This window comes from Pseudomonas sp. NPDC077186, from assembly GCF_044543505.1.
In the GTDB taxonomy this organism is placed as follows: Bacteria; Pseudomonadota; Gammaproteobacteria; order Pseudomonadales; family Pseudomonadaceae; genus Aquipseudomonas.
The window spans coordinates 473608-488803 of the sequence record NZ_JBITWE010000004.1 but is presented as its reverse complement, the minus strand read 5'-3'; the positions used below and the strand labels follow the sequence as shown (position 1 = coordinate 488803).

Genomic DNA, 15196 nt, shown 5'->3' with positions numbered 1-15196 from the left:
GCAGCCTCGCTCAGCGCTGTGGCTGCGGCGCCGCGGCGGTCTGCAGCTGCGCCTGCGGCATGCCGATATGCTGGCCCTGGGAGTAGTCGATGCCCAGGGCCAGCACCTTCTCCTGCACCGCCGCCGAATGCACGAACTCGGCCACCGTCTGCATCTTCAGGCTGCGGGCGAACTGCACGATGCCCTGGGTCACGGCGTAGGCGTCGGGGTCGCTGTCGAGCTGGCGGATCAGGCTGCCGTCGATCTTGATCAGGTCGACGTTGAGCCGCAGCAGGTGCTCGAAGTTGCTGTAGCCGGTGCCGAAGTCGTCGATGGCGATGCGGCAGCCGAGTGCCTTGACCTCGTCGATAAAGGCGCGCACCTGGCTGTAGTTGTCGATGCCCTCGGACTCCAGGATTTCGAAGATCAGCCGCGGGCCGATGCCGCTCTGCTGCAGCTTGAGCTTGATCGCCCGGCTCAGCTCGGGGTCGATCAGGTCCTCGTAGGACAGGTTGAGGGAAAATTCGTAGGGCAGCTCGCGAAAGCGCTCGAAGCACTTGTCCAGCATCACCCGGGTGATCTGCCGGTGCAGGCGGATCTTCTTCGCCACGCCGAGAAAACGCCCCGGGTTGATCACCTGGCCGTCGTCGTCGCGCATGCGCACCAGGCACTCGAACTTGTCGATGCTGGCGCTGCGGTTGTCGTGGATCGGCTGGAAATAGGGCAGCAGCCGGTCGTCCTGCAGCGCCGCCTTGACCTTGTTGGCCCACAGCAGGTTCTGTTCGTACTCCTCGCGGATCTTCAGCGCCGGGTCGTAGAGCAGGTGATTCTTTTGCTGCAGGCGCGCCAGCTTGAGGGCGATGGCGGCCGAGGCGAGCAGGCTGTCGCGGCCCTGGCGCGCCTCGTCGGCGCTGAGGCTGGCGGCGCCGAGGGTGGCGTTGAAACCGATCTCCTGGCCCTGCCAGTCCAGGCGCTGGCGCTGGATAAAGGCGCCCAGCTCGGCCATGCGCGCCTCCAATTGCTCGCCGCTGTGGCGCGGCAGCAGCACGGCGAACTCGTCGGCGGTCAGGCGGTACAGGCGCGCCTGGCCGGCATCGAGGCGCAGGTGCTGGCTCAGGTGCGCGCCGAGGTGGCGGAGGATCTGGTCGCCGCAGGTGTGGCCATAGAAGCCGTTGATCTCCTTGAAGGCGTCCAGGTTGAGCAGGATCAGGCTCGGCCGCGGCGTGCGCCCGAGGTCGAGCAGCAGGCGGGCGCGGTTCGGCAGTTGGGTCAGCGGGTCGGTGTAGGACGCCTCCAGCTGGCGCATGGTGCTGGCGATCAGGCGCAGCAGCAGGGCGCCGAGCACCAGCAGCACCAGCCCGGTGACGGCGAGGATGCGCAGGTTGCTCTGGCGCATCGGCGCCAGCACCGCGTCGATCTCGTTCTGCGGCACGCCGAGGCCGAACAGCATGCCGGCGCGGGTCATGGCGAACAGCAGGGCATAGCGCTCGCCGTCGATCTGCAGCTCGCGACTGTACAGCGGTGCGCGTTCGCCGCCGTTCGCCCCGGGCGCGGCGGCGCGGGCCAGTTGTTCGGCGAGGATGGCGTCCATGATGCGCTGCGCGGCCGGGGTGTCTTCCTGCTCGCTGAGGCTGCTCAGCTTGCGGTTGTCGCGGTCGAGCAGGAAGGAAAAGGTGTTGGGGGTGAGCTTGATGTCGCTGATCAGGCGCACCACGTCCTCGCTGCGCCAGTCGCTGCTGGCCAGGCCGATGATGCGTCCGCGACGGTCGTGCAGCGGGGTGGCCAGGGTGATCACCGCGGCATCCGGCAGCGGGTTGTAGTAGGCGGCGCTCCAGAGTAGCGGTTCGGCCAGGGCCTGGCTGCGATCCTGCTCGCTGGGCAGCAGGCTGCGGTACCAGTCCTGCCGGCGTGGGTCGCCGGCCTGGCGGCGCACCTCGATGCGCCGGTCGGCGCTCCAGTGGGCATAGATTCCGGGGGCTTCGCCCAGCGCCGGAAAACGCCCCGGCTCGTACCACAGGCCGACGCCGAAGGCATCGGGAAAATCGCGCAGCTTCTGCTCCAGCTGCGCCGCCAGTTCGTCGGCCAGCGCATTGCGCTGCAGCAACTCGCCGATGCGCGCGAGGTTCTCGGTGTGCTGCTCCATGCGCCGGTGGTGGCCGTTGATGCGGCCGAGGTTGGCGTAGAAGCTGCCCTCGATCTGGCCGCGGCGCAGCTCGGCCATGGCGCGCTGGGAGAAGTCCAGGTTGAGCGAAGACATCACCCACATCGCCGCGATGAACAGCGCCACCAGCAGCAGAACCAGCAGCATCAGCAGTTGCTTCGAGGATTTCAGCGGCACGCCGGGCAGTCGGGGCAGGGCGAGCATCAGCGCTGCTGCTCCAGGGCCCGGCGCACCTGCAGCTGGGCTTGGGCGATCTGGCCATCGTCGAGCTGCACGCGCAGCTGCTGCAGCCTAGCCGCAGCACGCGGCTCGCCGTTGTCTTTGGCCAGGCTCAGCCAGACATAGGCGGCCGCGGTATCGGCGGGTACGCCGCGGCCTTCGGCATACAGCTCGCCGAGTTGGTACTGCGCCGCGGCGCTGCCCTGGCGCGCGGCGCGCAGCAGCCAGTCGCGCGCCTTGCCGTTGTCGACGGCGACGCCCTCGCCGTGCAGGTAGAGCAGGCCGAGGGCCAGCTGCGCGTCGCGATGACCCTGGCGCGCGGCCTGTTCGAAGCGTTGACGGGCCTTGCTCGGGTTCGGCGCGGCGCCCTGGCCGCGCTGGTACATCCGCGCGCTCTGGTACTGGGCCCGTGCCAGACCCTGCTCTGCGGCCTGCTCGAACCAGTTAAGGGCGCTGGCCGGGTTCTGTTCGACGCCCTGGCCGCGCAGGTACAGCTGACCGAGCTGGTAGCTGCCGTCGGGCGAGTGTTCGGCGGCGCGGCGCGCCCAGTGCAGCGCCTCGGGGTAGCGCTTGAGGCTGCTGGCGATCACCGACAGGTTGTACTGCGCCTTGCCGTCGCCGGCTTCGGCCGGCCCCAGGCAGGCGTCGCGGGCCTGGCTGTAGTTCTTGATGGTGAACAGCAGGTAGCAGTCGTTGGCCTGCTGGCGGTCGATACCGGCCGCGGCGGGCGCGGCTGCCGGCGCGGTGCGTGGGCGCGTCTGAGCCGTGTTGGCAGTGTCGGCGGCGGGGCGCGGCGTCGCGCCTGGTCGGGCTGGCGGCAGCAGGGCGGCGAACTGTTCGATTTGCCCCGGGCAGGAGTCGCCGTAGCTGGCGCGCATCTGTTGCAGCGTGGCCGCGGTCTTGTCGCGTTCGGCGTAGCGGCTGGCGACTTGCTGGCAGCGGCGCTGGCGTTCTTCCACCACCTGGCGCAGGTGTTCGGCGCGGCTGGCGTCGCTGCCATGCTGGTTCAGGTAACGGGTCAGCGGGGCGATATAGGGTTGGTCGAACAGCTGCGCCAGTTCCCGGTCGTACTGCGCGTTGTGTTGCGAGGCGCCCCAGTTGCCCAGGTTCTGCGCCTGTCGGCTGATCAGCTCGCCGGTCTTGCTCAGCAGCTCGGCCGATTTGGCGATCAGGTCGTCCTTCGGCGGCAGGCTCGAGCAGCCGCTCAACCAGGGTAGGCAGAAAAGACAGGCGATCAGCGTGCGCACGGTTCCCCCCAACTTCACGGCTGCCGAGGCGACGGGCAGCGTCTGCGTGCCGGCCTGTTCACTCTAGTCGAAAACCGCACAGGGCGATGGCGCGTGCGCGCGGGGAGGGCGGGTGTGGCAGGAGTCGACCGCGGCTGATGGCAGCCGCGGCCGGCGGAGACTCAGTTCAGCGCGTCGGTCAGCGCCTTGGCCGGCACCAGCTTGACCACCTTCTTCGCGGCGATCTCGATGGCCTTGCCGGTCTGCGGGTTGCGGCCGGTGCGTGCCGGGCGCTCGCTGACCTTCAGCTTGCCGACGCCGGGCAGGGTGATCTCGCCGTCGTTTTCCAGCGCGTCGCTGACAATTTCGCCCAGCTGATCGAGCAGGGCGCGTACCGAGGTCTTCGGCAGGTCGATGGCCTCGGCCAGGTCGCCGATCAGTTGGTCTTTGGTGATTGCCATGATGTAACTCCATTTTCGGGTGAGGGTTTCGGCCGCGGTGCCGGGCCTCGCTGGCCCGGGCGCTGTGGCCGAAAGCGGGGGGAACGCTAGCACAAAAGCCGGCGCTCGGGCGCGGCGGTGAACTCGCATTAGTCGCCGGCTCCGGGCTGCTGGTTCCAGCGGGCGAGCAAAAAGCGCAGCTGGCCGCGGATGCCCGGCTCGCTGGCGCTGTCGAAGGGCAGGCGAATTTCCAGGCTGCCGTCGGCCTGCAGGGTGCCGCCGAGTACCTGGTTGGCGGCATGCACGCCCTGGTTCTGCCAGGCGTGGTGCACCTGCCAGTCGCCGCTGGCGGCGCCGGGCGGGGTGATCTCCAGCACCAGGCTGTTGCGGAACAGGTAGCTGCCCTCGTAGTGCTGGTTGATCCAGAGTTTGCGCTCCACCTCGTAGTCCGGCACCCGCACGTTGAACGTCAGGGTGTAGGCCAGACCCTTGCGCCGCGAGTTGACCCGCGCGCGGTCGGCGAGAAACAGGCTGCCGAGGTATAGCTTGCCATGCTGCTGCGGCGCCTTGAGCCAGTGCTGGTGCGCCAGGCAGGCCACCGAGTCCTCCTCGGCGGTGCGCCGGCTGAGGTACCACAGCTTGCCGCGCGGCGCGGCGAGCACCTCGAACTGATACAGGGCGTTGACCGTCTGGCCCTGGGCCTCGGCCTTGCGCAGCTCTTTGGGCAGCGCGATGGCGTCGACCTCGGCCCAGATGTCCACGCGCACGTCGCCGAACAGGAAACGGCTGAGGTTCTGGTAGGCCTCCTCGCTGTTGACTATGCCGAAGTAGCCGGAATGCGCGCGGTAGGCGAAGGCCTTGGCGCAGGGCGCAGCCGGCTTGCCCTGGGCGTCGAGGCCGCACAGGGTGGCGTTGTCGATGCGCACCAGGCCGTCGCTGCCGTGGCCGGCGAAGGTGCGCGACAGGCCCAGGCCGGCCTCGTAGTCCAGGCGGTTGGTGCCGACCATGCAGAAGAAGCGCTTGGACGCAAAGCGCGCCTCGGGCAGCCAGTCGACCCGCTCGGTGGCCTGGTAGGCGGCCTCCAGGCCGAGGAAGCCGGCCAGGCGCTCGCGGTTGAAATTGCTGATGTCGCTCAGGCTCAGCCAGCTCGGCGGGTTGATGCCGAGCAGGTCGATGCCGTTGTGCGGGGTGGCGTAGGTGAACACCTTGTCCACCAGCTGCGCCGCGCCCTTGGGGTCGAGCTTGGGGTTCTGCAGCAGGCCGCGGCAGACCAGACCGCCCATGGAGTGGGCGACCAGGTAGCAGCGAAAGTCCGCGGCGGCGATGGCGTTCTTCGGGTTGCCGCAGACCAGCTCGCGCACCTTGAGGATCAACTCGCCGAGCTTGCCGGCGAACACCTCCAGGCTCGGCGTGCTGCCGATGCCGAGCAGGCGCGAGGCCTCGTCGTAGTAGCGGTAGACGATGATCGAACGGCTGCCCATGCGGTTGTCCGGGTTGGCCGCCCATTCCGGGTCGAGGATGTCGTAGCCGTCCTCGTACACGTCCTGGTAGCCGAACTCCGAGGCCAGGCGGATCACCGGCGACTCGAAGACGAACTTGCGCGGCTGGCGCGTCTTCTCCGCCACCGCGCGGTACAGGGTGGAGCCGAGGTTGAAACCGCAGAAGGGGTCGGCGCTGGTCTGGTCGATCTCGCCGGGCGTCATGGCGTAGCCGCGCACGTAGATGATCGGGTGGAAGGGGCTGTGCGGGTTGGCCATGGGCGCTCCTGAGAGGGTGCGCGCGTGCCTCGGGACTGCTCATCAGGGCCGGACTGCGGGATGCGACGAGTTGCGCGGGATGCCAGCCAAGGCTAGCCGAAAGCCGCGGCTTGTCGCGGCATTTGGTCGGCCGGGCGGCGCACCGGCGCGCCTCGTCTAAGCTACTGGTACCTGGCTGATACCGGAGTGCCATCATGCTGCGTGCCTTCGCCGACCTCGGCTTTCGCTGGAAAATCGCCTTGCCCATCCTGTTGCTGGCCGCCTTGCTGGTGACCATGGGCGTGCTCGGCATGCGCGGCATCGCCCAGATGGCCGAATCCAGCACCACCCTGACCAACCGCCATCTGCCCGCCATCAGCCTGCTGCTCAACGCCGACCGCGACCTCTATCAGGCCTTCGTCGCCGAGCGCAGCCTGCTGGGCGAAGGCGCCAGCGCGCATGTCGCCGGACTGAAGACGGCCCATGCCGAGAACCTGCAGCAGGCCTACGACCGCGTGCACAAGTTCGCCGACATGCAGCCGGGCAGCGAGGCGCTGGCGCTGGTGGCCGAGTTCGACCGCGGTTTCGCGCGCTGGAAGGCCACCTCGCAGCGGGTGCTGGAACTGGCCGCCAGCGATCCGGACGGCGCCAGCCGGCTCAGCTTCGGCGACAGCGAGGCGCAGTTCGAGGCGGCGCGCACCGCTATCGACAAGCTCGGCGAGCTGGAAGACGGCGCCGCCAACGCGGTCGGCACCGCCGCCATCGCCCGCGGCGAGGCACTGGCCTGGCAGCAGGGGCTGATCATCGCCATCGGCCTGGGCGTGTGCCTGGTGCTGGTGCTGGGCTTTCCGCTGCTGGTGACCCGGCCGCTGCACAACCTGCTGTACCGCATCGAGCAGATCGCCGATGGCGACGGCGACCTGCGGGTGCGCCTCGACGTGCTGTCGAAGGACGAGCTGGGCAAGCTCAGCCATGCCTTCAACCGCTTTCTCGACAAGCTGCAGCCGCTGATCAAGGAAGTCGGCCGGGTCACCGGCGAGGTGGCCGACTCGGCGCAGAGCCTGGCCGGCATGGCCGCGGCCAACGATCGGCTGATCAGCAGCGAGCATGCCGCAGTGGATCAGGTCAGCACCGCCGCCACCGAGATGAGCGCGGCGGTGCACGAGGTGGCGCGCAACGCGCAGAACGCCGCCGATGCCGCGCGCCATGCCGAGGTGCAGTCGCGCGAGGGCGCCGAGGTGGTCGGCGCCACCATCCATTCGATTCGCCAGCTGGCCCAGGAGGTGGAGAGCGCCTCCGACACCATCCAGACCCTGGAACAGGAAACCGCCAATATCGGCGCGGTGCTGGCGGTGATCAAGGGCATCGCCGAGCAGACCAACCTCCTGGCGCTGAACGCCGCCATCGAGGCGGCGCGGGCTGGCGAGCAGGGTCGCGGCTTCGCCGTGGTCGCCGACGAGGTGCGCGCCCTGGCGGCGCGCACCCAGGAGTCGACCAAGGACATCCAGCAGATGATCGAGCGCCTGCAGGTCGGCGTGCAGAATGCGGTCAAGGCCACCCATTCGGGCAGCGCGCGGGCGCGGCAGAGCGTCGAACAGGCCGCCGGGGTCGACCAGGCGCTGAGCGTTACCGGCGATTCGGTGCAGCGCATCAACGACATGGCCGCGCAGATCGCCACCGCCTGCGAGGAGCAGAGCAGCGTCACCGAGGAGATCGCGCGCAATATCAGCGATATCCGCGACCTCTCCAACGAGGCGGCGCAGACCTCGGAGCAGAGTACCCGCGCCAGCCAGCACCTGTCCGAGCTGTCCCATGGGCTGGCCCAGCTGGTGGGCCGTTTCCGTGTCTGAATAGGGCCACCGACTAATCTAAGTGATTGAAGCGGTTGTAACTTTGCGTTTAGTCGCTACAATGGCGCGGCCCGTCGCCAGGCGGGCAGCGTTATGGTGGCCCTGCCGGTCCCCTCGCATTGATCAGCCGTGAACCCGGTCAGGCCCGGAAGGGAGCAGCCGCAGCGGTGACATCGAGTGCCGGGGTGTGGCTGGTAGGGTCCACCTCCAGTTTCTCCGGCGTCCGCCGATTCTTCAAGCCTTCGACTATTTAGGCGTCCGCGCTTCGGCGGCAACTCTCTGCGCCCAAGAAAAAATTTCCAGGAGAAATTTTTAACGTCGCGCAGCGACGGCCCGTAGGGTGGCCGCCATGGATGGCAGGCCATAAAAAGCCCGCGACGGGCGCGGGCTTTGCGGTCTGCGAGACTCAGGCCAGGCGATAGCTGAGCACGCTGTCCTGTTCCTTGAGGGTCTTGCGCAGGTCGGCGGGGATATTGCCGGCGCGCACCGCCAGCTCCAGGCGGATTTCCTCGAGGCTCTGGGCGAAGGCGTCGCGGTCTGCGAGCTGCGGTTTGCCCAGCACGCGGCTGTAGACGGTGCTGTCGCTCTCGTCGAGCAGGGCGAGGACGATGCTGCCATCCGGGCGCGGCGGGCTGAAACTGGCGCGCAGCGGGCTGAACAGGCGCTCGACGAGTTGCTGGTTGGTGAGTTCCATGACCTTACTCCATCCTGAGGGTGACACTCTGTGACCCGGGGAGTCTGGGTAAGTTCAGGCGGTCAGCGACTGTTTGGTGCGCTCGATCACACGCTGCAGCGATTCACCGCTGTACTGACCGGGGTACAGCCGCTGGCTGTACTGGGCGATGCCGGCCTGGTTGACCAGGGTGAAGCTGAAGCTGCCCTTGCGAGTGGCCTGGATGCGGCAGTCGAAGGGCGCGAAGGCGCGGGTGAGGGTGCCAATGGCATCCTGAATCTGATGTTGAGTATTCATTTTTCTGGGTACTTCCTAAAAACAGCTGCGCGTCAGTGCGCGGAATATTGCTCCATGAGGTCGGCCTGCTACGGCCATCGGCATGAACCTGCTCGGAGCTTGATTAGCACGATAAAGTTCCGATGTTACGGTTCTTCAACGGGTCGGTACGTCGGAGGCAGGCGAAGCACTGCGCCGGGTGGCGAGTCGGCCTGATCAGTCAGCAGGTGGGATCGGGGAGGGCGGCAGCAGCGGCGTGCTACGCGTTGAACCGGGAAACCAGCGAGAGGGCGCGAGGCCCGAATGACTTACAGCGTGGTACGAACGCGGCGTATGGTAACGGCTTGGTCAAGAATTAGCCAGCGACATTTTTCCTCGGTGCCGCGTGCCAGAGGGCGGGCGCGGGCGGCGGATGCAATTTGCCGGTCGCTCCGCTAGGATTAGCCCACTTTTGCTTTCCTCATACGACGGTTTTCCATGAGTTATCAGGTTCTTGCACGTAAATGGCGTCCGCGCTCGTTCCGCGAAATGGTCGGCCAGACCCATGTGCTCAAGGCCCTGATCAACGCCCTGGACAGCCAGCGCTTGCACCACGCCTACCTGTTCACCGGCACTCGCGGGGTGGGCAAGACCACCATCGCGCGGATCATCGCCAAGTGCCTGAACTGCGAGACCGGCATCAGCTCCACGCCCTGCGGCAGCTGCTCGGTGTGCCGGGAGATCGACGAGGGGCGCTTCGTCGACCTGATCGAAGTGGACGCCGCCAGCCGTACCAAGGTCGAGGACACCCGCGAACTGCTCGACAACGTGCAGTATTCGCCGAGCCGCGGACGCTTCAAGGTCTACCTGATCGACGAAGTGCACATGCTTTCCACCAGCTCGTTCAACGCCCTGTTGAAGACCCTGGAGGAGCCGCCGCCCCACGTCAAATTCCTCCTCGCCACCACCGACCCGCAGAAGCTGCCGGTCACCGTGCTGTCGCGCTGCCTGCAGTTCTCGCTGAAGAACATGCCGCCGGAGCGGGTGGTCGAACACCTGACTCACGTACTGACTGCCGAGAACGTGCCGTTCGAGGACGACGCCCTGTGGCTGCTCGGCCGCGCCGCCGACGGCTCGATGCGCGACGCCATGAGCCTGACCGACCAGGCCATCGCCTTCGGCGAGGGCAAGGTGCTGGCCGCCGATGTGCGCGCCATGCTCGGCACCCTCGATCACGGCCAGGTCTACGGCGTGCTGCATGCGCTGATCGAGGGCGATGCCCGTGCGTTGATCGAGGCGGTGCGCCACCTGGCCGAACAGGGCCCGGACTGGAACGGCGTGCTCGCCGAGATGCTCAACGTCCTGCACCGCGTGGCCATCGCCCAGGCCCTGCCGGAGGCGGTGGACAACGGCCAGGGCGACCGCGAGCGGGTGTTGCAGCTGGCCCAGGCGCTGCCCGCCGAAGACGTGCAGTTCTATTACCAGATGGGCCTGATCGGCCGTCGCGACCTGCCGCTGGCGCCGGATCCACGCGGCGGCTTCGAGATGGTGCTGCTGCGCATGCTGGCCTTCCGTCCGGCCGATGCCGACGACGCACCGAGGGTGACGCTAAAGCCCTTGGGGATCAGCCAGGCCACTGCTGATTCCCAACCAGATCCAGTGGCCGGCCCCGCTATGGCGGCGTCGGCTGCCGTCGTTGTCGCTGCGCCTGCCGCAGCCGTTGTCAGTGCCCCGGCGCCTGCCGAGCCGGCACCGGTGAGCGCGGCCCCGTCAGCGCCTGTTGCCGAGCCCGAGCCGATTCAGTCGCCGAGCGCAGCGATCGGCGCCACGCTGCCCGCCGAGCCCGAGCCCGAGCCCGAGCCCGAGCCTGCTGCAGTCGATCTGCCCTGGGAAGCGCCCGCGCTTGCCGCGCCGACCAGCGAAGCGGCACCCTCTGCGCCCCAGGTCGAACCCGTGGCGGCCGTCGTGGCTGCCGAACCAGTGGTCGAGGCAGCGCCAGCGGCAACTCCGGCTCCGCCTGAACCGGCCGAGCCGCCCGCGGCAGGCGCAGCGGAGGGCGACGAGGACGAGCCGCCGCTCGGCGATTACGACTATGTGGAAATGGACGCCGAGACGCTGGACTACGATTTCGGCCAGACCGAGGTCGCGGCGCCGGCCGCCGCCGAACCCCTGCCCGCGGCCAAACCGGCCACCGGCCTGGCCGCCGAGTGGCTGGCGCTGTTCCCGCAGCTTGGCCTGGGCGGCATGACCGGCAGCATCGCCGCCAACTGCACGCTGATCGAAGCCAATGGCGACGATTGGTTGCTGCACCTGGACCCGGCGCACAGTGCGCTGTTCAACCCGACCCAGCAACGCCGCCTCAACGATGCGCTGAACCAGCAGCAGGGGCGCGCCATCAAGCTGCGCATCGAGTTGCGCAAGCCCGAGCAGGAAACCCCGGCGCAGGCCGCTGCGCGTCGCCGTGCCGAGCGCCAACGCAGCGCCGAGGCGTCGATCCAGGCCGATCCGCTGGTGCAACAGATGATCCAGCAGTTCGCCGCCAAGGTGCGCGACGGCAGCATCGAACCCATCGACACCCCCAGTTAACCCCCGAACACCGAGGATACCGAGATGATGAAAGGTGGCATGGCCGGCCTGATGAAGCAGGCCCAGCAGATGCAGGAAAAGATGCAGAAGATGCAGGAAGAACTGGCCAACGCCGAGGTCACCGGCCAGTCCGGCGCCGGCCTGGTCAGCGTGGTGATGACCGGTCGCCACGACGTCAAGCGCATCACCCTGGACGACAGCCTGATGCAGGAAGACAAGGAAGTGCTCGAAGACCTGATCGCCGCCGCAGTCAACGACGCGGTGCGTAAGGTCGAGCAGAACAGCCAGGACAAGATGGCCGGCATGACCGCAGGCATGCAGCTACCTCCCGGCTTCAAAATGCCTTTCTGAGCATGTGACGCCCAGCCGGCACGCATTACTGCGTTGCGAAAGGCCCCGAGCATCCTCATTTACAGACGTAAACTCCGGTGCTCGGGGCCTTTCGCGCCTTGTACTGCATACCGTCTGATCGCCCCCGTGGTGGCGGTCGGATCAAATGCACCAAGTGTGTAGCCCGGATGCAATCCGGGAATGCCCAGTGACATCTTTCCCGGATTGCATCCGGGCTACGAACCTGTAGGAACCCCATGAGCTTCAGCCCCCTGATCCGTCAACTGATCGACTCCCTGCGCATCCTCCCCGGGGTGGGGCAGAAGACCGCCCAGCGCATGGCCCTGCAGTTGCTCGAACGTGACCGCAGCGGCGGCCTGCGCCTGGCCCAGGCGCTGAATGCGGCGATGGCAGGGGTCGGCCACTGCAAGCGCTGCCGCAGCCTGAGCGAGGACGAGCTGTGCCAGCTGTGCCTCGACGAGCGTCGCGACGACAGCCTGCTGTGCGTGGTGGAAGGACCGATGGACGTGCATGCGGTGGAGCACACCGGCTATCGCGGCCGCTACTTCGTGCTCAAGGGGCATCTGTCGCCGCTCGACGGGCTGGGGCCGGAGGCCATCGGCATCCCCGAACTGCTCGAGCGCATCGCCGCCGGCAGCTTCAGCGAAGTGATCCTGGCCACCAACCCGACGGTGGAAGGCGAGGCCACGGCCCACTACATCGCCCAGTTGCTGGCCGGCAAGGGCCTGGTCGCCTCGCGCATCGCTCACGGCATGCCGCTGGGCGGCGAACTGGAGCTGGTCGATGGCGGCACCCTGGCTCATGCGCTGGCCGGCCGCCGGCCGATCAGCCTCTGATCAGCCGTAGTCTCTGGCATCTCTCTGCAATGCCCGCGATCGCCGCCGCCCTGCGCCGCGCCGCCCTGCTGCTGGTGCTCGGGGCACCTGTTGCCGCACAGGCCCAATGTCCGAGCGGGCAGGTGCAGGTCTGCCTCGGTGGTTCCTGCCTGTGCGTGCCCGATCCGGTTCGGCTGCGTGAGGACGGCCTGAACCTGGCGGCGACACGACTCGAGTCCTGGCTGCTGCAATCGCGCCAGGCGGCGCTGCGGGCCGGCACCGAGCCGCTACCGCTGATGATCCGCGCGCAGCTCGCGCCTTTCTACGATGCCGCGTTGCTGGACGAGGTGCGCTTTCGCGTGGACATCACCGAGGAGATGGACGCCGCCACCCTCATGCTGCAGAACCCGGACGTGCAGGCCGTGACCCTGGTCGATGTGGTGGTGTTTCGCAGCGGCGAGGCGGCCGAGCACGACGTGGCGCTCTGGGCCCATGAGCTGTGGCATGTGCAGCAGTATCGCGACTGGGGCAGCGATGGCTTCGCCCAACGTTACACCCGCGATTTCCAGTCCGTGGAGGGGCCGGCCTACGAGATGCAGGCGCGGGTCAGAAGGGCCTTGCGCGAGCAGAAATAAAACGCTCGCTTGAAAACCAAGCAAGCGCTAGGTTAGGGTGACCGAAACAATAACGGGAGAACCCCGCATGGCCGCCCCTCAGTCGTACTTCGATGATTCCCACCAACTGATCCGCGATTCGGTGCGGCGCTTCGTCGAACGCGAGATACAGCCGCATATCGATGGCTGGGAGGAGGCCGAGGAGTTTCCCCGCGAGCTGTACCTCAAGGCAGGCGCGGCGGGCATTCTCGGTATCGGCTACCCGGAGCAGTATGGCGGCAGCCACGAGGGCGATGTATTCGCCAAGGTGGCGGCCAGCGAGGAGCTGATGCGTTGCGGCTCCGGCGGTCTGGTGGCCGGGCTCGGCTCGCTGGATATCGGCCTGCCGCCGGTGCTCAAGTGGGCCAGGCCGGCGTTGCGCGAGCGGGTGGTGCCGCAGGTGCTGGCCGGCGAGAAGATCATGGCGCTGGCGGTGACCGAGCCGTCCGGCGGCTCCGACGTGGCCAACCTCAAGACCCGCGCCGTGCGCGACGGCGATTGCTACCGGGTCAGCGGCAGCAAGACCTTTATCACCAGCGGCGTGCGCGCCGACTACTACACGGTGGCGGTGCGCACCGGCGGCGAGGGCTTCGGCGGCGTCAGCCTGCTGCTGATCGAGAAGGGCACGCCGGGTTTTTCCGTCGGGCGCAAGCTGAAGAAGATGGGCTGGTGGGCCTCGGACACCGCCGAGTTGTTCTTCGACGACTGCCGGGTGCCGGCGGAAAACCTGATCGGCGCGGAGAATGCCGGGTTTGCCTGCATCATGGCCAACTTTCAGAGCGAGCGTCTGAGCCTGGCGATCATGGCCAATATGACCGCGCAGCTGGCGCTGGACGAATCGCTGCGCTGGGCGCGCGAGCGCCAGGCGTTCGGCAAGCCGCTGGGCAAGTTCCAGGTGCTCAAGCACCGCCTGGCCGAGATGGCCACCCAGCTGGAGGTGTCGCGCGAATTCACCTACCGCCAGGCGGCGCAGATGGCCGCGGGCCGCAGCGTGATCAAGGAAATCTCCATGGCCAAGAACTTCGCCACCGATATCGCCGACCGCCTCACCTACGATGCGGTGCAGATCCTCGGGGGCATGGGCTACATGCGCGAGAGCCTGGTGGAGCGGCTGTACCGCGACAACCGCATCCTCTCCATCGGCGGCGGCACGCGCGAGATCATGAACGAGATCATCGCCAAGCAGATGGGGCTGTAGAACCTGCCGTGGGAGGGGCTTTAGCCGCGATCATTCTCAAAAAGGGCGGAAAAGCTCGCCGCTGAAGCGCCTCCCACGGGGCATGGCCCTGCGCGGTTATCAGGACGCCGCCTGACTCTGCGCCGCCTGGCGCAGGCGGGCGATGTCGCGCTGCGGCGGCGAGCCGAACAGGCGGCTGTATTCGCGGCTGAACTGCGACGGGCTCTCGTAGCCGACGCGGTAGCTGGCTGCCGCCGCCTCCAGGTTGTCGCACAGCATCAGCCGGCGCGCCTCCTGCAGGCGCAGCTGCTTCTGGTACTGCAGCGGGCTGAAGGCGGTGACCGCCTTGAAGCGGTGATGCAGGGTCGAGGGGCTGAGGTTGACCTCGCGCGCCAGCTCCTCGATGCGCAGCGGCTGATCGAAGTTCTTGCGCAACCATTCGATGGCGCGCGAGATGCGCTGGCTCTGGCTGTCGGCGATGACCACCTCGTGCAGGCGATGGCCCTGCGGGCTTAGCAGCATGCGGTAGAAGATCTCGCGCAGCGCCAGCGGCGCCAGCATGGCGATGTCGCGCGGGGTTTCCAACAGGCGCAGCAGGCGGATCACCGCGTCCAGCAGGCGCGGGTCGAGGCGATCGAGAAACAGCGCGCGTTGCGAGGCGGCATCGGGGGCCGCGATAGGCGGCATCTCGGTCAGCAGGCTGCTGATCAGCGCCGGATCGATTTCCAGCGCCAGGCTCAGGTAGGGCTGCTGCGGGCTGGCCTCGATCACCCGACCGGTCACCGGCAGCACCACCGAGGCCACCAGGTAATTCAGCGGATCGTAGACATAGAGCTCGTCGCCCAGGCGGATCTCCTTGCTGCCCTGCGCGATGATGCACAGGCAGGGGTCGTACACCGTCTGCATCGGCAGGCTGGGCGTGGTGGCCCGCGCCAGTTTCAGGCCGGGAATGGCGGTGACATGCACCCCGTCTTCGGGCACGAAGCGCTCGACCAGGCGCGCCAGTTCATGGCTGAGTTCGGCCAGCGGGGTCTCGAGCGCGCTGGTACCGGGGGAGGCTGACTGCATGGCAAAT

13 protein-coding genes, 1 other RNA gene and 1 pseudogene are annotated in these 15196 nt (G+C 67.8%); 8 read left to right on the top strand and 7 right to left on the bottom strand.

The genetic code is table 11. The annotated features are described in order from the left end of the window. Positions 1 to 10 precede the first annotated feature (10 nt). The 4 genes from ACIGKL_RS17835 to ACIGKL_RS17820 all read right to left on the bottom strand — a co-directional run bounded on the left by ACIGKL_RS17835 (position 11) and on the right by ACIGKL_RS17820 (position 5782). A complete protein-coding gene (locus ACIGKL_RS17835) occupies positions 11 to 2344 on the bottom strand; it encodes an EAL domain-containing protein (protein WP_397487800.1) in 2334 nt (777 codons plus the stop codon). Then, positions 2344 to 3606, bottom strand: coding sequence for a tetratricopeptide repeat protein (locus ACIGKL_RS17830; protein ID WP_397487799.1), 1263 nt, complete (start codon positions 3604 to 3606; stop codon positions 2344 to 2346). Before ACIGKL_RS17830 ends, ACIGKL_RS17835 begins: the two co-directional genes overlap by 1 nt. 161 nt (positions 3607 to 3767) lie before the next feature. After that, the gene (locus ACIGKL_RS17825) at positions 3768 to 4046 is read right to left on the bottom strand and encodes an HU family DNA-binding protein (RefSeq protein ID WP_021443254.1); all 279 of its coding nucleotides are present in this window, start codon (positions 4044 to 4046) and stop codon (positions 3768 to 3770) included. A gap of 128 nt (positions 4047 to 4174) precedes the next feature. Then, positions 4175 to 5782: an esterase/lipase family protein gene (locus ACIGKL_RS17820; RefSeq protein ID WP_397487798.1), complete on the bottom strand. Its 1608-nt coding sequence runs from the start codon at positions 5780 to 5782 to the stop codon at positions 4175 to 4177. A 194-nt stretch (positions 5783 to 5976) separates the two neighbouring features. Between ACIGKL_RS17820 and ACIGKL_RS17815 the strand changes: the two are divergent. From ACIGKL_RS17815 to ffs, 3 genes and pseudogenes are all read left to right on the top strand, one after another. Next, positions 5977 to 6753 (top strand): annotated as a pseudogene (locus tag ACIGKL_RS17815) (MCP four helix bundle domain-containing protein); the annotation flags it as partial. Positions 6754 to 6831: 78 nt separating this feature from the next. Next, entirely contained in the window at positions 6832 to 7611 is a 780-nt protein-coding gene (locus tag ACIGKL_RS17810) for a methyl-accepting chemotaxis protein (protein ID WP_397487881.1), read from the top strand. Positions 7612 to 7714: 103 nt separating this feature from the next. Further along, positions 7715 to 7811, top strand: an RNA gene (gene ffs / locus ACIGKL_RS17805) — signal recognition particle sRNA small type. 206 nt (positions 7812 to 8017) lie between these two features. Here ffs and ACIGKL_RS17800 read toward each other — a convergent pair. Continuing rightward, positions 8018 to 8305: a DUF3509 domain-containing protein gene (locus tag ACIGKL_RS17800; RefSeq protein WP_397487797.1), complete on the bottom strand. Its 288-nt coding sequence runs from the start codon at positions 8303 to 8305 to the stop codon at positions 8018 to 8020. Between the two features lie 54 nt (positions 8306 to 8359). After that, positions 8360 to 8581, bottom strand: a complete 222-nt coding sequence (locus ACIGKL_RS17795) for a hypothetical protein (RefSeq protein ID WP_021443250.1) — start codon at positions 8579 to 8581, stop codon at positions 8360 to 8362. A 456-nt stretch (positions 8582 to 9037) separates the two neighbouring features. Between ACIGKL_RS17795 and dnaX the strand changes: the two genes are divergently transcribed. The 5 genes from dnaX (at position 9038) to ACIGKL_RS17770 (ending at position 14142) form a co-directional block, all read left to right on the top strand. Then, the gene (dnaX, locus tag ACIGKL_RS17790) at positions 9038 to 11125 is read left to right on the top strand and encodes a DNA polymerase III subunit gamma/tau (RefSeq protein WP_397487796.1); all 2088 of its coding nucleotides are present in this window, start codon (positions 9038 to 9040) and stop codon (positions 11123 to 11125) included. A gap of 24 nt (positions 11126 to 11149) precedes the next feature. Continuing rightward, entirely contained in the window at positions 11150 to 11476 is a 327-nt protein-coding gene (locus tag ACIGKL_RS17785; protein WP_108486060.1) for a YbaB/EbfC family nucleoid-associated protein, read from the top strand. 236 nt (positions 11477 to 11712) lie between these two features. Beyond that, positions 11713 to 12312 (top strand): recombination mediator RecR, encoded by a 600-nt coding sequence (recR, locus tag ACIGKL_RS17780; RefSeq protein ID WP_397487795.1) that lies wholly within the window; start codon positions 11713 to 11715, stop codon positions 12310 to 12312. 29 nt (positions 12313 to 12341) lie between these two features. Next, complete coding sequence (locus ACIGKL_RS17775) at positions 12342 to 12926, top strand: DUF4157 domain-containing protein (protein ID WP_397487794.1); 585 nt, start codon at positions 12342 to 12344, stop codon at positions 12924 to 12926. Positions 12927 to 12993: 67 nt separating this feature from the next. Then, a complete protein-coding gene (locus ACIGKL_RS17770) occupies positions 12994 to 14142 on the top strand; it encodes an acyl-CoA dehydrogenase family protein (RefSeq protein ID WP_397487793.1) in 1149 nt (382 codons plus the stop codon). 99 nt (positions 14143 to 14241) lie between these two features. On the opposite strand, the gene ACIGKL_RS17765 is transcribed toward ACIGKL_RS17770, so the two are convergent. Next, positions 14242 to 15189: an AraC family transcriptional regulator N-terminal domain-containing protein gene (locus ACIGKL_RS17765; protein WP_397487792.1), complete on the bottom strand. Its 948-nt coding sequence runs from the start codon at positions 15187 to 15189 to the stop codon at positions 14242 to 14244. Between the last annotated feature and the right edge of the window lie 7 nt (positions 15190 to 15196).